The organism is Entomomonas sp. E2T0 (genome assembly GCF_025985425.1).
Taxonomy (GTDB): Bacteria; Pseudomonadota; Gammaproteobacteria; order Pseudomonadales; family Pseudomonadaceae; genus Entomomonas.
The window spans coordinates 873,686-890,666 of record NZ_CP094972.1; the positions used below are offsets into that span (position 1 = coordinate 873,686).

12 protein-coding genes are annotated in these 16,981 nt (G+C 37.0%); 7 read left to right on the plus strand and 5 right to left on the minus strand.

Annotation, left to right across the window (positions count from 1 at the left end; all coding sequences use genetic code 11):
* The first annotated feature begins 9 nt into the window (after positions 1–9).
* The gene (locus MTZ49_RS04205) at positions 10–3,183 is read left to right on the plus strand and encodes an efflux RND transporter permease subunit (RefSeq protein WP_264747141.1); all 3,174 of its coding nucleotides are present in this window, start codon (positions 10–12) and stop codon (positions 3,181–3,183) included.
* A 5-nt stretch (positions 3,184–3,188) separates the two neighbouring features.
* On the plus strand, positions 3,189–4,694 hold the full coding sequence (gene adeC, locus MTZ49_RS04210) for an AdeC/AdeK/OprM family multidrug efflux complex outer membrane factor (protein ID WP_264747142.1): 1,506 nt from the start codon (positions 3,189–3,191) through the stop codon (positions 4,692–4,694).
* A 78-nt stretch (positions 4,695–4,772) separates the two neighbouring features.
* On the opposite strand, the gene MTZ49_RS04215 is transcribed toward adeC, so the two are convergent.
* From MTZ49_RS04215 to MTZ49_RS04225, 3 genes are all read right to left on the minus strand, one after another.
* Positions 4,773–5,966, minus strand: a complete 1,194-nt coding sequence (locus MTZ49_RS04215) for an aromatic amino acid transaminase (protein ID WP_264747143.1) — start codon at positions 5,964–5,966, stop codon at positions 4,773–4,775.
* 42 nt (positions 5,967–6,008) lie between these two features.
* Positions 6,009–6,485 carry an SsrA-binding protein SmpB gene (gene smpB, locus MTZ49_RS04220; protein WP_264747144.1) on the minus strand — a complete coding sequence of 159 codons (477 nt, stop codon included), beginning with the start codon at positions 6,483–6,485 and terminating at the stop codon, positions 6,009–6,011.
* A 78-nt stretch (positions 6,486–6,563) separates the two neighbouring features.
* On the minus strand, positions 6,564–7,166 hold the full coding sequence (locus MTZ49_RS04225) for a nitroreductase (protein ID WP_264747145.1): 603 nt from the start codon (positions 7,164–7,166) through the stop codon (positions 6,564–6,566).
* Positions 7,167–7,370: 204 nt separating this feature from the next.
* Here MTZ49_RS04225 and gpmI point away from each other — a divergent pair, with 204 nt between their 5' ends.
* The 5 genes from gpmI to MTZ49_RS04250 all read left to right on the plus strand — a co-directional run bounded on the left by gpmI (position 7,371) and on the right by MTZ49_RS04250 (position 15,773).
* Positions 7,371–8,906, plus strand: coding sequence for a 2,3-bisphosphoglycerate-independent phosphoglycerate mutase (gpmI, locus tag MTZ49_RS04230; RefSeq protein WP_264747146.1), 1,536 nt, complete (start codon positions 7,371–7,373; stop codon positions 8,904–8,906).
* A gap of 105 nt (positions 8,907–9,011) precedes the next feature.
* On the plus strand, positions 9,012–10,223 hold the full coding sequence (locus MTZ49_RS04235) for a murein hydrolase activator EnvC family protein (protein ID WP_264747147.1): 1,212 nt from the start codon (positions 9,012–9,014) through the stop codon (positions 10,221–10,223).
* 33 nt (positions 10,224–10,256) lie between these two features.
* The gene (locus MTZ49_RS04240) at positions 10,257–11,576 is read left to right on the plus strand and encodes a S41 family peptidase (RefSeq protein ID WP_264747148.1); all 1,320 of its coding nucleotides are present in this window, start codon (positions 10,257–10,259) and stop codon (positions 11,574–11,576) included.
* 21 nt (positions 11,577–11,597) lie between these two features.
* Complete coding sequence (locus tag MTZ49_RS04245) at positions 11,598–13,445, plus strand: ATP-binding protein (RefSeq protein ID WP_264747149.1); 1,848 nt, start codon at positions 11,598–11,600, stop codon at positions 13,443–13,445.
* An 18-nt stretch (positions 13,446–13,463) separates the two neighbouring features.
* A complete protein-coding gene (locus MTZ49_RS04250; protein ID WP_264747150.1) occupies positions 13,464–15,773 on the plus strand; it encodes a hypothetical protein in 2,310 nt (769 codons plus the stop codon).
* 33 nt (positions 15,774–15,806) lie between these two features.
* Here the strand turns inward: MTZ49_RS04250 and MTZ49_RS04255 are convergent, their stop codons facing one another.
* Together MTZ49_RS04255 and MTZ49_RS04260 are read right to left on the minus strand one after the other, a co-directional pair.
* Positions 15,807–16,256: a GNAT family N-acetyltransferase gene (locus MTZ49_RS04255; RefSeq protein ID WP_264747151.1), complete on the minus strand. Its 450-nt coding sequence runs from the start codon at positions 16,254–16,256 to the stop codon at positions 15,807–15,809.
* Between the two features lie 148 nt (positions 16,257–16,404).
* Entirely contained in the window at positions 16,405–16,743 is a 339-nt protein-coding gene (locus MTZ49_RS04260; RefSeq protein WP_264747152.1) for a YegP family protein, read from the minus strand.
* Positions 16,744–16,981: the final 238 nt, after the last annotated feature.

The following is a 16,981-nucleotide window of genomic DNA, read 5'->3' on the forward strand; positions in this document are numbered from 1 at the left end:
AAATAATTTATGTCTAAGTTTTTTATTGACCGCCCGATTTTTGCTTGGGTAATTGCCTTGGTGATTATGTTAGCAGGTGGTTTGTCACTGGTTAGTATGCCTGTGAACCAATACCCTAGTATTTCAGCACCTGCCATTGGTATTTCGGTAATGTATCCAGGTGCTTCAGCAGAAACTGTACAAGATACTGTAGTACAGGTTATTGAACAGCAAATGAATGGTATCGATAATCTGCGTTACATGTCATCACAAAGTAACTCAGATGGTAGTATGACCATTACAGTTACCTTTGAGCAAGGTACAGATCCAGATATCGCTCAGGTACAAGTACAAAATAAATTACAATTAGCTACACCTTTGCTACCAATGGAAGTACAACAACAGGGTATTCGTGTTGTTAAGTCAACAGTTAACTTCTTATTGGTAGTAGGTTTAGTGTCTAAAGATGGTTCGATGACCAACTATGACCTTAGTAACTATATTGTTTCTAATATGCAGGATGCTATTGCTCGTACCCCTGGTGTTGGTGACTTTCAAGTGTTTGGTGCGCAATATTCGATGCGTATTTGGTTAAGCCCTGCTAAATTAAATAATTATAAATTAACACCTATTGATGTTAGTAATGCAATTAAAGCACAAAATATTCAAGTTTCTTCTGGGCAGCTAGGTGGTTTACCTGCATTACCAGGTACTCAGCTTAATGCGACGATTGTTAGTAAAACTAGACTACAAACACCAGAAGAGTTTGGCAATATACTTTTAAAAGTACAAACAGATGGTTCTCAAGTTCGTCTAAAAGATGTATCTGATGATATCAACCTGGGTGGTGAGAACTATGCGATTACAGCCTTGTATAATGGTAATCCAGCTTCTGGTATAGCTCTTAAATTAGCTACGGGTGCTAATGCATTAAACACGGCAAAAGCTGTACGTGCTACTGTTGCTCAATTAGAGCCTTTCTTTCCAGATGGCGTAGAGGTTGTTTACCCCTATGATAGTACGCCAGTTGTATCTGCCTCTATTACTATGGTGGTGCATACCTTATTTGAAGCGATTGTTTTAGTATTCCTTGTGATGTTCTTGTTCTTACAGAACTTTCGAGCAACACTTATTCCAACTATCGCTGTGCCTGTGGTATTACTAGGTACCTTTGGTGTGTTAGCTGCTTTTGGTTTTTCAATTAATACATTAACCATGTTTGCAATGGTTCTAGCCATTGGCTTGCTGGTAGACGATGCTATTGTTGTAGTGGAAAACGTTGAGCGGGTGATGCAGGAAGAAAAACTGCCACCTAAAGAAGCAGCAAAGAAATCCATGGATGAGATTCAGGGAGCATTGGTCGGTATCGCAATGGTACTTTCAGCAGTATTCGTTCCTATGGCCTTTTTAGGTGGTGCAACGGGTATTATTTATCGTCAGTTCTCGATCACTATTGTTTCTGCAATGGTGCTCTCTGTATTAGTGGCATTGATTTTAACACCAGCCCTTTGTGCGACTATGTTAAGCCCTCCTAAAGAGGGAGATGAGCATGGCGAACATAAAAAAGGTTTTTTTGGTTGGTTTAATAGAACCTTTGAAAAGTCAGTTAAAATTTATGTAGGCGGGGTTGCTAAGGTATTAAAAAATAGAGTGTTATTTGTATTGCTTTATGCAGGTGTTTGCGCGGTTATTGTCTTTATGTTTAGAGCAATTCCCACAGAGATGTTGCCACAAGAAGACCAGAAAGTCTTGTTTGCAATGGTGCAAACACCGGCGGGAACGCCTGCAGAAGAAACACAAAAAATAGTGGACGAAATGCGTGAAACTATTTTAAAAACGGAAGCAAAGAATGTTGACTCTGTATTTACAGTGACAGGCTTTAGTTTTGCTGGTCGTGGACAAAGTTCTGCTTTAGCATTCATCATGTTAAAAGATTGGGATAAACGACCAGATGCGGATCAAAGTGTTCAGGCGGTATCAGGTCGTCTTATGAGAATTTTCTTTACGGATGAGAGATTTTTAGGTGGTCAAGTATTTGCTGTCGTTCCTCCAGCAGTTATGGAGTTAGGTAACTCTGGTGGTGTTGATATGTTCCTCCAAGACCAAGGTGGTATTGGACATGAAGCATTAATGGAAGCACGTAATGAATTATTAGGGTTGGCAAGGCAAAGTAAAATATTAAACCCAGCTACTGTCCGTCCTAATGGTATGGATGATGAACCACAATATAAAATATATGTTGATGAAGAACAGGCTAGTGTTTATGGCATAGCTTTATCTGATATTTACCAAACGTTATCTATAGCTTGGGGTAGTAGTTATATTAATGACTTTATTGATCGGGGACGTGTCAAAAAGGTATATATACAAGCTAGTGCTGATGCGCGGATGACACCAGAAGACTTTAAAAAATGGTATGTACGTAACAATAAAGGCGAAATGGTTCCATTAGCTAATTTGGTTAGAGGCGAATGGATGAAAGGCTCTCCTAAATTGGAGCGTTATAATGGTGTACCTGCTGTAGAGATTGTGGGTGACCCAGCCGCAGGTTATAGCTCTGGTGATGCTATGAATGAAATGGAACGTTTAGTAGGACAGTTGTCTGAAAAAGGGGTTGGTTTCTCTTGGACAGGTTTGTCTTATGAGGAAAAATTAGCGGGAGCTCAAGAGCTTGCTTTATATGCATTAGCTGGCGTAGTTGTATTCCTTTGTTTGGCCGCCCTTTATGAAAGTTGGGCTATTCCATTTGCGGTTATTTTAGTAGCACCACTGGGTATTTTAGGTGTAGTTGTTGCTACGGAGTTAAGAGGATTAACCAATGATGTATTCTTTAAGGTGGGGTTGTTAACAACTATTGGACTCGTCTCTAAAAATGCTATTTTAATTGTTGAGTTTGCGCAAGCTTTCCATGAAAATGGTAAAAGTTTAGTAGATGCAGCATTAGAGGCATGTCGTATGCGGATACGGCCTATTGTTATGACGTCGCTAGCCTTTATTTTAGGGGTTGTTCCATTGGCAATTTCAAGTGGAGCTGGTGCTGGTAGTGCGCACTCTATTGGTACTGGGGTTGTAGGTGGTATGCTGTCGGCAACGATTTTGGCTATTTTCTGGATTCCATTATTTTATGTACTAGTCAGTTCATTGTTTAGGATTAAAACAAACAAAGAAAAAGAACAGCTTAGACATGAACAGTTGAAGGATTAATACAAATGAGAAAGTCATTATTATCAATTATGGTTATGACGGTTACTTTAACAGGCTGTACTTTAATGCCTGATTATCAAAGACCTAATTTACCAGTAACAAATACATGGCCAACAGGAGAGGCCTATCCTAAAGGCCAACAAGGGGCTTATGTAGATTTAGGCTGGCGCGAGTTTTTTAGTGATAAAGAATTACAATCACTAATAGAAATGTCTTTAGCTAACAATAGGGATTTACGTGTTGCAGCTCTAAACGTAGCCGCTTATGAAGCACAGTATCGTATTCAACGATCTGAGCTTTACCCTAATATTGGTGCTACAGGTACAGGTTCTCGTCAACATTTGCCAGGAGATTTATCAGGTACTGGTGACTCTAGGGTTAATAGTTCATGGGGTGTGACGCTAGGTATTACATCTTATGAGTTAGATTTCTTTGGGCGTATTCGTAGCTTGAATGAGGCGGCATTACAACAATATTTAGCTACCCAAGAGGCACAACGTAATACCCAAATTACTTTAGTTGCTAGCGTAGCTAATGCTTGGTTAACGTTGCAAGCCGATAGGGCATTACTTAAGTTAACAGAAGAAACATTACAAAACTATGAATATAACTATGACCTAGTTAGACGTAGTAATGAAGTGGGGGTTTCTTCAAGCTTAGATTTGGCACAAGCACGAACAGCTGTTGAGGGGGCAAAAGTTAATTTAGCTACCTATAAACGTCAGGTCGCGCAAGATTTAAATTTATTAACATTATTATTAGGTAGTGATTTACCAGATAATGTTAAAAATATGAAAGATAATAGTTTTAAACTGCAATACGTTAAAGAAATACCTGCAGGGTTACCTTCTGATTTAATGCAGAATCGTCCAGATATTATTGCAGCAGAGCATCAGTTAATGGCGGCTAATGCAAATATTGGTGCAGCACGTGCTGCATTTTTCCCAAGTATTTCTTTAACCAGTAATGTGGGAACAATGAGTACCAACTTTTCTAATTTATTTAGTAATGGTCAAGGTACATGGCTATTCCAGCCTACGATTAATTTACCTATTTTTACAGCAGGTCGTTTAAAAGGTAATTTAGATTATGCTGAAGTACAAAAAGATATTAATGTAGCGAATTACGAGAAGACTATCCAAACGGCGTTTAGAGAGGTGGCTGATGGATTGGCAGATCGTGAGACTTACAAAGATCAGGTAATCTCTCAAAGTAATTTTGTAGAAGCTAACCAAACCTATTATGATTTAGCAGATCAACGTTATCAGGCAGGTATTGATAACTATATTACTTTATTAGATGCACAACGTCAGTTATTTAGTTCTCAACAAAATTTAATTAACGTACGTTTAGCTCAATTAACCAGTGAAGTTAATCTTTATAAAGCATTAGGTGGTGGTTGGCAGGAAATGAATAGTCAATCACAACAAGCTGCTGAATCTAAAGAGACAGCTATCAGTATAACTACACCACAGAAAATAGATATTGAAGCAAAGAAAATTAGACGTTAATTAATGACTCATAAATAAAAATTGCTCCATCATATTTAATTATATGAAGAGCAATTTTTTTAGATTAATTTTATACATCTAATTTATAGCAGCGAAAGCCTTAGCCACGTAGTCAATATTATTTTCAGTTAAGCCAGACATACACATCCGACCACTATCAAGAATATAAACACCATATTCTTTACGCAGACTAATAGCTTGTTCTTTTGAAAAGCCCGTATAACTGAACATACCACGCTGTTTAATAAAATGTTCAGTATCAGTAATATTATGTTGTTGTAATTTTTCTACAAGTAAATTACGTATATTTAGAATACGTAAGCGCATTTGTTGTAGATCCATACGCCAAGTATTATTTAACTGCTCATCATTTAATACATTAGCAACAATAGTAGCACCTAAACAGGGAGGACTAGAGTAATTACGACGCACGGTTGCCTTTAATTGTCCTAGTACACGCTCTGCTGTTTCTTGGTCTTTACATACTACACTTAATGCACCAACGCGTTCACCATAGAGGGAAAAGATTTTGGAGAAAGAATTGGAAACTAACAAAGAAAGTCCAGCTTTAGCCATTGCTCGAATAGCATAAGCATCTTCGTTCAAGCCCTCTGCAAACCCTTGATAAGCAATATCTAGAAAAGGAATAAGGTGGCGTTCTTGCAGTATAGGAATTAAAGCATCCCATTGCTGGTTTGTTAAATCAGCGCCTGTTGGATTATGGCAGCAAGGGTGAAGTAAAATAATATCATTAGGTGCTGCTTGTTTAATACAATTTACCATTTCCTCGAAATTAACACTCAAGGTTTTATTATCAAAGTAGGGATAAGTGCTTACTTTGAAACCAGCACCAGCAAAAATATCTTTATGGTTTTCCCATGTAGGATTACTTACCCATACAGTTGCATTAGGATGATATTTTTTTAAAAAATCAGCACCAATTTTTAATGCACCAGAACCGCCTAGTGTTTGTGCAATGGCTACTCTATTTTCCTTTAAGCAAGGGTGGTCATTACCAAATAATAACGGTAACACAGCAGAGCGATATTCTGCTAGCCCTTCCATAGGTAAATAAAGGGTTGGTTTTTTTAATTGTTCAGGTTGAATAGTAGTTAATGCTTGTTTAACAGAAGGCAGTTGTGGAACTTGACCTTGCTCGTTGTAATAAAGGCCAATACTAAGGTTTACTTTCTCTTCTTTAGTATCCTGATAAAACTGCTCTACTAGAGAAAAAATAGGGTCACCAGCATAGGCATCAACTTGCTTAAACATTTGCATCTCCTACTATTATTTTATTGGTTTATAGATAATGTTTTAACGTTGCTCTTTACGGAAAGCTCTTTGTATCTCACGATTGGCATCTTTTTCCTTTTCAGTATGACGCTTATCGTAATCTTTTTTACCTTTCACAAGTGCAATTTCACATTTTACTAGGTGTTTTTTCCAGTACAGTGATAGCGCAACACAGGCATAGCCCTTTTGTTGTACAGCACCATATAGCTTACTTAACTCACGTTTGTGAAGGAGTAGTTTTCGAGTACGATCAGGATCAGCTACTACATGGGTGCTGATAGTTTGTAATGGCATAACATGGCTACCCAGTAACCATGCTTCTCCATCTTTTAATAGTACATAGCTATCCGTAAGCTGTGCTTTACCAGCTCTTAAACTTTTTACTTCCCAACCTGTTAAGGCAAGCCCTGCTTCAAAACGCTCTTCAATAAAATAATCATGAAATGCTTTTTTGTTTTGAGCAATATTGCCAGGAGATACTTTCTTCTTTTTAGCCATAACTTATTTATCTATTACAAAATTTCTACTACCGCATAGTATAGCGTATTTTGCCAGTAGTACTGTATTTAAAAGTAATTATTCAGTCGCGGACCAATAGTTAACTTTTTCTTTTAAATCTGGACGTTTTCGTTCAGGGTTCACTTTATCTGTACTGCCAATAAAAATAACCCCTGCTACTTCTTCATTTTCTTTGATACCAATGGTTTTCTTAGTATGCTCACTATAAGCCAACCAGCCACTAATCCAATTGGCGCCATAACCATAAGCATTAACAGCCCATAAAATATTCATACATACTGCACCTGCTGAAAGTAATTGCTCAAGTTCAGGTATATGGGAGTTTTTATCAATACAACTGATAACATAGATGATAAGTGGTACATCTGTTACAGTATGGGTAACAATTTGGGTTAGTTTCTCTTGTTGCTTTTCCGTTAACGTGTTTTTCTCAAGAGCAAAGTTCTTTGCTAGTTGTGTGCCTAAAGCTTTTCTTGCATCACCCTCTACAACCAGTAGACGCCAAGGTTCGATTTTTCCATGGTCAGGTGTGCGTAGGCCGATATTAAGAATATCAGTTAACTCTTCTGGTGTTGGTCCGGGTGCTGTTAAAGTAGGTGTTGCTGCAGAACGACGGGTTCTTAGAAAGTTTAGTATTTCTTGAGTATCCATATTTGACATTATTTTACTCTGCATAAAGTAATCTATTAGGGGTACTTAATCATTATTTCCAATGAACTGCAAATAAAAATTATAAAGTAATATTATATACAACGCTTTTATAACAGCTATTTACAATATCTATTAAGGATTATGCTATATTGGCAATAGTGTTAGGTTAAACTATAACCCTTTTTTATGGTGTTTTAATTAGAGAATTTATTTATGTCTAATTCTGCTTCTCCCTTAGTTTTGGTGATTTTAGATGGTTTTGGTCATCGCGAAGAGGTTAAATATAATGCTATTTTAGCGGCCAATACCCCTAATTATAATAATCTACTAAAAAACTACCCCCATGGCCTTATTTCTGGCTCTGGAATAGATGTAGGTTTGCCAGATGGGCAAATGGGTAACTCAGAAGTTGGGCATATGAATCTTGGTGCTGGTCGCGTTGTTTACCAAGACTTAACCCGTGTTAGTAAAGCCATTGATGATGGTGATTTTTTCAAAAATAGCATACTTTGCAATGTATTAGATAAAGCAATTAAACAGCATAAAGCTGTACATATCATGGGACTGCTTTCTCCAGGTGGAGTGCATAGCCATGAGGATCACATATTGGCTATGGTAGAAATGGCTGCTAAACAAGGCGCTAACCACATTTATGTACATGCTTTCTTAGATGGTCGTGATACGCCACCAAAAAGTGCTGAGGATTCGCTTAATAAACTTAATGAACATTTTGCTAAATTAGGTAAAGGACGTCTTGCTACAATGATTGGTCGCTATTATGCGATGGATAGAGATAATCGTTGGGAGCGTGTACAAGCGGCTTATGAGTTAGTGGTTGATCATAAAGCTGATTTTATAGCAAAAGATGCTATTTCAGCTTTACAAGCAGCTTATGAACGTGGTGAAAGTGATGAGTTTGTAAAAGCAACTCGTATAGGTGATGTTGCACCTGTACATGATGGTGATGCGGTTATTTTTATGAATTTTCGTGCAGATCGTGCCCGTGAATTAACCCGAGCTTTTGTTGAAAAAGATTTTACAGGTTTTAAACGGGAACGTGTGCCATCATTAGCTGGTTTTGTGATGTTAACCCAGTATGCAGCTACTATTGAAACCGACTGTGCTTTTCCACCCAGTAGTTTAAATAATGTATTGGGTGAGTATTTAGCCAAACAAGGTAAAACACAATTACGCATTGCTGAAACTGAAAAGTATGCACATGTAACCTTTTTCTTCTCAGGTGGACGTGAAGAGCCTTATAAAGGTGAGCAGCGAATTTTAATCCCTTCGCCTAAGGTGTCTACTTATGATTTACAACCAGAAATGAGTGCGTATGAGGTAACAGATAATATTGTTGAGGCAATAGAACAAAAACGTTATGACGTTATTGTTGTTAATTATGCTAATGGTGATATGGTAGGGCATACTGGTGTGTTTGATGCTGCTGTGAAAGCAGTAGAGACATTAGACCATTGCATAGGTCGCATAGTTAATGCACTTAATAAGGTAGGTGGTGAGGCATTAATTACCGCTGACCATGGCAATGTTGAAATGATGCAAGATGATAGTACTGGCCAAGCGCATACAGCCCATACTTGTGAGCATGTGCCTTTTATTTATGTTGGTAAACGTAAATTGCATATTAGACAAGGAGGGGTATTGGCTGATGTGGCGCCTACGATGTTGACCTTAATGGGATTAGCTATTCCTAAAGAAATGACAGGACAAAGTTTAGTTGTTTTTGATTAAGTTTTAATTTGAAACATCGAATGGTGACTGAATCGACTGTTTATAGCTTTAGTCACTGTTAACTAACTGTTAAAATAACCTTTTTTAAGGGTGTATTTAATTAATATGCAGCGTTTTTATTGGGCTCTTTTAATCTCTTTATTTGTTGCTCAGCCTATTATGGCTGATGAGCGTAGAGATACTCTGCACCAAATTGAAATGGCTAAACAGGAAGTTGCTGAGCTAGAAAAAGCATTAGGCAAACTAAGAGTGCAACAAAGTACGTCCCTTAAACAGTTACGCACTACAGAAACCGAAATAGCTAACTTACAGAAAAAAATTGCAGAACTAAAGAAAGAGCAAACAGAAACAGAATCTAAATTAACTTGGTTATCAGAAGAACAGCAAAAAGCAGAGCAAAAACGTCAAGAACAAGAACGTATTTTTGCCAGTCAGGCAAAGGCTACTTATGAAAGTGGTCGTCAGGAATATTTAAAATTATTATTAAACCAACAAGAGCCAGATAAAGTATCAAGAACATTGGTTTATTATGATTATTTAAGCCAAGCTAGATTAGTGCAATTAACAGAATTTCAAGAAACAGTTAAGCAGTTAAAAGATATTACTGAAGAGATGGAGCATTATCAGCAGCAATTAAATACCCAAAATACTGCTTTACAGGAGCAACGTAACCAACTAGCGGAAGTAAGAAAAAAACGCCAAGCAGTATTAGCGAGTCTCAATAAACAAATTAAAGAAAATAATGATCGTATAGTGCAACGTGAAAGGGATCAAATCGAATTAAATAAAGTACTGCGTACCATTGATGCAACGTTGGCTCGTCAGGCAAGAGAACGTGAAGCACAGCAACCAGTAACAACTACTACCAATAAAACTCAAGGGCAAACTGTCGTATCCAATGTTAATACAGGGTTTGTTGGTAATTTTGCACAGGCTAAGGGTAAATTGTCATGGCCGGTGAGTGGCAAAATCATTGCCAATTATGGCTCAACCCGTGGTGATGATAGTCGTACTAAATGGGATGGTGTATTAATTTCTGCTTCCCGTGGGGCAAGTGTAAAAGCTGTTCATGAAGGCCGTGTTGTTTATTCTGATTGGTTAAGAGGAACAGGTTGGTTAACTATTATAGACCATGGGCAAGGCTATTATAGTCTTTATGGGCATAACCAAACATTATTAAAAAAAGTAGGGGATGTAGTTAAAACAGGGGATGCTATAGCAACAGCTGGTAACAGTGGTGGTATAGATACAGTTGCATTGTATTTTTCCATTAGACAGCAAGGTCAAGCGGTAAACCCTGTTTTGTGGTGTCGGTAATAGAATTAATTTTATAGTACTTAGGAGTGGCTTATGCCAGTGAAACAACGTTTTATGCCATTAGTGATTATATCACTTGTATGTTCTTTATTAGGACAGGTTGCATATGGGCAAACAACTCCTGAAAAATCAGCTACCAACCAAGGTACTTTACCCTTAGATGAGTTACGTACATTTGTTGAGGTTTTTGAGCGAATCAAATCAGCTTATGTTGAACCTATTGATGATAAAACATTGATGGATAATGCTATTAAAGGCATGGTAAGTAATTTAGATCCTCATTCTGCTTACTTAGACGCTAAGATGTATAGTAGTTTAGAAGAAGTAACTTCAGGTCAGTTTGGTGGTCTAGGCATTGAAATAGAACAAAGTGAAGGGTTTATCAAAATTGTTACGCCTATTGATGACTCTCCAGCCGCTAAAGCAGGAATAAAAGCGGGTGATATTATTGTAAAGATTAATGATACACCTACTAAAGATATGCCATTAAGTGATGCGTCAGAGAAGATGCAGGGTAAAATAGGTGAAAAAATAAATTTAACCATTGTAAGGGGACAAGGTAAACCCTTTACTGTCACTATAACCCGTGCCAAAGTACAGTTCAAAAGTGTTAAGACACAACTGTTAGAGAAAGATTATGGTTATATTCGTATTTCTCAGTTTCAAACTAATACAGGGAAAGAGGTTAAAACAGCATTAACGCAATTGGTTAAACAAAATAATGCTAACTTAAAGGGTATTGTGCTTGATTTAAGAAATAATCCTGGTGGTGTATTACAGGCCTCAATTGATACAGTAGATCAGTTTGTTGATAAAGAGTTAGTTGTTTATACCAAAGGGCGCTTACCTAATACTGAGTTACGTTTTTATTCAAATGCAGGTGATCCAAGCAAAGGTGTACCGCTAGTAGTATTAATTAATAATGGTAGTGCCTCTGCAGCTGAGGTTGTGGCTGGTGCATTACAAGACTTAAAACGAGCAGTGATTATGGGTACTACTAGTTTTGGTAAAGGTTCTGTACAAACGGTATTACCCATTAATAAAAAAGAAGCTTTAAAATTAACCACTGCTTTATATTACACCCCAAAAGGACGCTCTATCCAAGCGCAAGGTATTGTACCTGATATCATTGTTGCCCAAGCAACAGTTTCACAAAATAAAGTGAATTTTGAAGTAAGAGAAGCAGACTTACAAAATCACCTTAATAATGCTAAAAATGATATTCCTTCAAGTAGCATTCAAACCAACACAGATCAGTTACAAAATAAAGATTATCAGTTAAGTCAGGCATTGTCTTTATTAAAAGGCTTAAATGTAGTGACTAAAACAGAAACTGATAAGGTGATTAAATAACAATTACTGTGTGCAAAGCTTATGACTAATCAACAAATTGGTGGTTCAGTAGATTCGAAAATCTGTGTGGCGGGTGTAGATCTTAATGGCTTAATGCAGGTATTAAGTAAGCATTTATATTCAACACCTATGGTAGCACTAAGGGAGTTGGTGCAAAATGGCCATGACTCATTGGTACGGCGTCGTATTGAGCAACCTAATTGGCAAGATCAAGGACGTATTACAGTTATTGGTGATCGCCATAACAAACAAGTACGAATCATTGATACAGGTGCTGGCCTGACTGAGTATGAAATCCATACTTTTCTAGCAACAGTTGGTGTCGGCTATACCCGTACACTTCGTCAGCAAGATGATGAAACAGGCTTAATAGGGATGTTTGGTTTAGGCTTTTTATCAGCCTTTGTTTTAGCAAAGCAAGTGACCTTGATTACCACCTCTTATCAACAACCTGATAAAGGCTGGTGTTACCGCTCAACTAATGCTGAGCAATATACGGTAACTGCTGTTGAACCTAGAGCTACAATAGGAACAGAAATAATTTTAGAATTAAAAGATGAGTTTCTGTTTTTAAGTACTCAAGAATCACTTAATCATATTTTAGGTCGTTACTGTATATTGTTGCATGAACCCATTTATATCAATGAGGCAAAGGAACCCATTAATCCTGAACCTCCACCTTGGCGAAAGAGAGATAGTGCAGTAGTTGTGCATCCTTTGCAGGAAATGCGCAAGAGATTAAGTTTTGCTGCAAGATTTGAGCAGAATTTTGAACCTATTTGTACCTTTCCTGTAAATCCAACTGAGCAAAGTGATGCAATAGGCATGTTATGGGTACAGGATGGCGCTACCTATGGTACCAGCGATAATCGTAATCTTTCCATCTTCTTGCGTGGTATGTTGTTAGATGATGATGCTCGTGATCTATTACCTTCATGGGCTGGGTTTATTGGTGGAGTTATTGAATCAAGTCGTTTAGTGCCTACTGCTAGTCGAGAAGACTTACAAAAAGATGAAAGTTATCATGCTGTGCAATATGCATTGAGTGAAGCATTAATTAATGGGCTAGCTGATGTAGCTAGTAAGCAACCAGAAATATGGCGGCGTATCTTAAAGCGTCATAATGAAGCTTTATTGGGTGCTTCATTGTGTGACGATCGTTTATTTGAGTTGTTAATGAGTACTATCCGCATCCCAAGCTCACAAGGTGACTTAACAGTTCAAGAGTTACGTTCTAATAATGCTATCCATGTTATGTTAGGTAATAATGGAGGTTTCGAAGATACGCTATTTCGAGCTTTACAAATGCCCGTAGCATTGGGTGATCGTTATGCGGTAGTACCCTTTTTACGTCGTTTTGCAGCAAGTACAGGGTGTAAATTAATTGAGTTAGGTACTGAACAAGGAAATCAGCATTTATTTTCCTTGGCTGAGTTAGCAGCAGATGAGAAACAATGGTTAACAGCACAATTAGCTGATGGAGAAGCCATTGTGGCAGCTCGTTTTTCGCCTGCTGAATTGCCTTTAGTGGTAGTGGCCGACAGGGAAGCTGAGTTAAAAAAACGTTTAGAAGAAGATGAAGCAGATAAAAAAATATCTCAAGCCGCTTTGCGATTAGCTCGCCAATTTACAGCAAAGATTACTGCAACTGAGACTGCAAAGTTATATATAAATTTAAATAATCAAGCTGTTATTGATTTATTAAAAGCATTTCATACAAAAAACACTAATGTAGAACAAGCAGCAAGATTATTAAAATCGTTAAAGGTTATTATGGCTGGACATGATATTCATAACCATACATTAGATTTAAATCGTGCGTTGGTTGATTTTACTCAAACGATACAAACCGTATTAACGCACTTGTGATTATACAGAGGAAACAACATGGATATTTGGGATTGGGTGATTCGTTTAGAAAACGATTTAGAAGAAGCGGGGCAAGAACATGCTAGCCGTATTATTGAGCAAGTCACTACTGAAATATTAGATCTTAATATTGGTAAAGCGGATGCTCTAATTCCAGAAGCTATTGCATTAAGCCGTAGTTTAAAAAATCCTTGGTTGGAGGTATTTTTTCGCCATTGGGAAATGCGTAATCGTATTGGTAATAAATCTGAAGGTGAAGCCGCATTAGCTGATGTGGTTTCTTTATTTGAGTTTGCCCATCGTGATGAAACCATTACTTGCCCACAAACAGTTTGTGTAACACAAGACTTATCAGCCTGTTATGCTAATATCGATGGTCCAGGTTGGGTGGAAGAGCGTAAAGCAGTTTGTAATGAAACATTCGAGCGTATTAATCCGAAATGGAATTGTTTTCATTGTTTATCCTGTGAATATGCCGATGCTTTATTAGATGAAGGAAAACCTCAAGAGGCGTTAGATTATTTAAAAGTACAAGAAGAAAAAATAGTTGCAGCTGGTGAAGATATTAGTGAAGCATTACGTACTTTTGAAATACAAGCCTTATTAAGATTAAATCAGCCTGAACAAGCCCTTACTATTATTGAACAATGTGAAGCAGAAATTGAAGGTTATGATTGGCCTGTTAATAAACAAGATAGACAAATTCTTAAAGCTCATATTTTAGCGTTATTAGGACGTACAGAAGAAGCATGGGAAGTATTACCTGCATGGCGTGAAGTAGTACCTCGTTATTATTTAGGTTGGATAAGAGCCGTGGATGCTTTATTAGCCAAAGATCCAAAACAAAATAATTGGTCATTGGGTAGTGCAATACAAGCAGCGTTAGATCATTTTGTTAAGGTTGGTGCTCAGCGTAGAGTAATTGAAGTTGCAGAGGTACAAATTAGAGTTGCCTTAGCAAGAGGTAGTGTATGGACGGCTAAAAGGGCATTAAATATTGCTTATGAGACGCTACCCAAATTAAGAGCACCTTTAGGAGCAGATCAATTATTGGCAGAGTTATCTGCAAAAATTGATACGCTGTCTGCCAAAACAGCATTGCCTGTTCCTGTCGGGCAGTTATTGGAATGGTTGGATAATCAAGCAAAACAAAATGAAGAGGCAGGACGTAACCCTGAGCAAGAAGTTGAGTTGCTAATGTTAGCAGTAGCAGAACGACCAGATGATGAGCAGTTAGTAGATATCACTAGTTCAGCACTGCAAGCATGTAATGCAGTCAAAGAAGCTGAAACATTATTATGGGGTTATATAGAGCGTAATCATCAACATGAATCAAATTTAGCTTACTATTTATTAAATTTATTATTGGGTAGTAACCAATTAGCAGAGATTGATCGTTTAGTTAATTATTACAAAGAGTCACAACCTACTATTGCTTTATGGTGTCGTGTTCAGCAAGCGTTTGCTAAAGATGAATTGGATTCTGCGAAACAGCTTAGTTTAGAAATGCATGAGCTAGTACCTGATTATTTAGGTCCATTACGTATCTTAGTCACTATTGCTGTACGCCAACAAGACTTTGCGGAAGCAGAGAAATGGCAGCAGGTCGTTGTTGAGAAAACTATAGAAGATCCTCGATCAGAATTATGGGATTTATTAACCTATAGCTGTGCTAATCAAGATTGGGCGGAGGCGCGAGAAGTAGCTAAACGTTTGGAACTGCCTCTAAAATCCACTGAGGGAGTAATAGAGGAAGATTGGGGCTGGGTACGTGTTGAGGTGTTGGAAGAAGGTGAAACTATAGAGTACTTAGCAAGGTGTACAGGGCCAGTAACAGCGGTTATTAAAGAGCCTGCACATCCTTCTAAAATACAGCGTGTAGATGATTGGGTAGTTTATGATGCAGCCCAGTTAGCACCTGTGCCAGAAGATGAAGAAGAACGAAAATACTTTATCCCTCTGTATAGAATGATTAAAACTTTACAGCAGGGTAATTTTGGACAAACGTGGTTTGTAGATGGTGTTTATCCAGGAGATGAAGCTTTTAATGCTTTCGAACGTTTAGTGGAATCTAAGGGGTGGCGAGTGTGGGTCAATAGTAACCAAAATTACCAAGTGACGGATCAGTTTGACTTAGATGAAACACCTTTACGAGGTATATTTTTCTCTATAACTGCACCTAGTAATGTGGCCCCTGCTGAGTTACATAAATTATTAGAAGAGGTCACAGATGATTGGCAATATCCTGTACATTGGCTACGTTTAGCTGAAGCAGTGGGCGCTTCTATAGAGCCTCATCAAGAAATTATTAGTCGTTATAATCTGTAAATAACATAAGGGGGTAGTTATAAATACTACCCCTTATTTTTTATAATAATATTTTAAATAGATCATATCTATTAGTTGTTTGTCTCTATCAAAAATAGGGTGATCGTAATTATCAATAAAGAAGTTTGCTATTCTATGGGAATATCTAAAACCACAACTTTCATAGAAAGGAATAGTTAAGTCACTCTCTCCTGTACCAACCTGTATAGTCGTACATTTATTTTTATAATATTCTAAAATATACTGAATTAATGATTTACCATAGCCTTTACCTTGGTATTTTTCAACAGTAGCAATATTTTTTATTTCATAAAGATCTGCTGATTCTTGGGTAATAACACAAATACTTTTTAGATCACCATCATAGAGCGCGAACATATCTCCGCGTTCTAAATATTTATCTATCATGCTCTCTTGTTCATCTGCTAGTAATAACAAATCAAGAAAACGTTTTTTATGATTAAGTATGGGGTGAATTTGCATATATTGTATTAGGCCATCTCTTTTATTTAGGGAGTATGACAAAAAATACAATAAAATATAAGTAGGTATTTTGAGCGATTATGGTAGGAATAAACTAATAAAACTATTAGGTACCCAATTAAGGGCACCTAGAGTTGGCTAGAAGTTTTTATGCTTTTGTTAAATCTTTAATAGTAGCAGTTGAACCATTTTTCTTAACAGATTCAATACCACTATCTCTAGCTGCTTCACTATTATACATTTCACTATTACCAATTACTTGGTAATTAGCTGCTTTTAAAGTAAAGTAAACCTTACCATTTTTACTTTTTAAGCGACTGTATTTGGTATCATCACCACTGTTTTTTTGTACAGAAGCAATACCATTTTGTGCTGAAGCTTTTTGTTTGTACATTTCACTAGTAAGAATTATTTCACCATTACTAGCCTTTAAATTAAAATAAAATTGCCCGTCACGTGCTTTTTTTATTTCAAAGACACCAGCCATTCTAGACTCCTCTAATAGTTTTAAATAGAACACACTATATTTATAAAGCTAAATATAAAAACTTTATACTAGACATAAGCCTATAGATAATTAGTTGAATATCTATGGAATACAGGATATTACGAGGAGTAGAGATTATTGCTATATGATTTGGTATGTTGTTTGTAATTAATTAGTAATAAATTTTTATATGACAGGTTTAGTCGGTGGTCTACATTAGTCGATATATCTTTTTAGA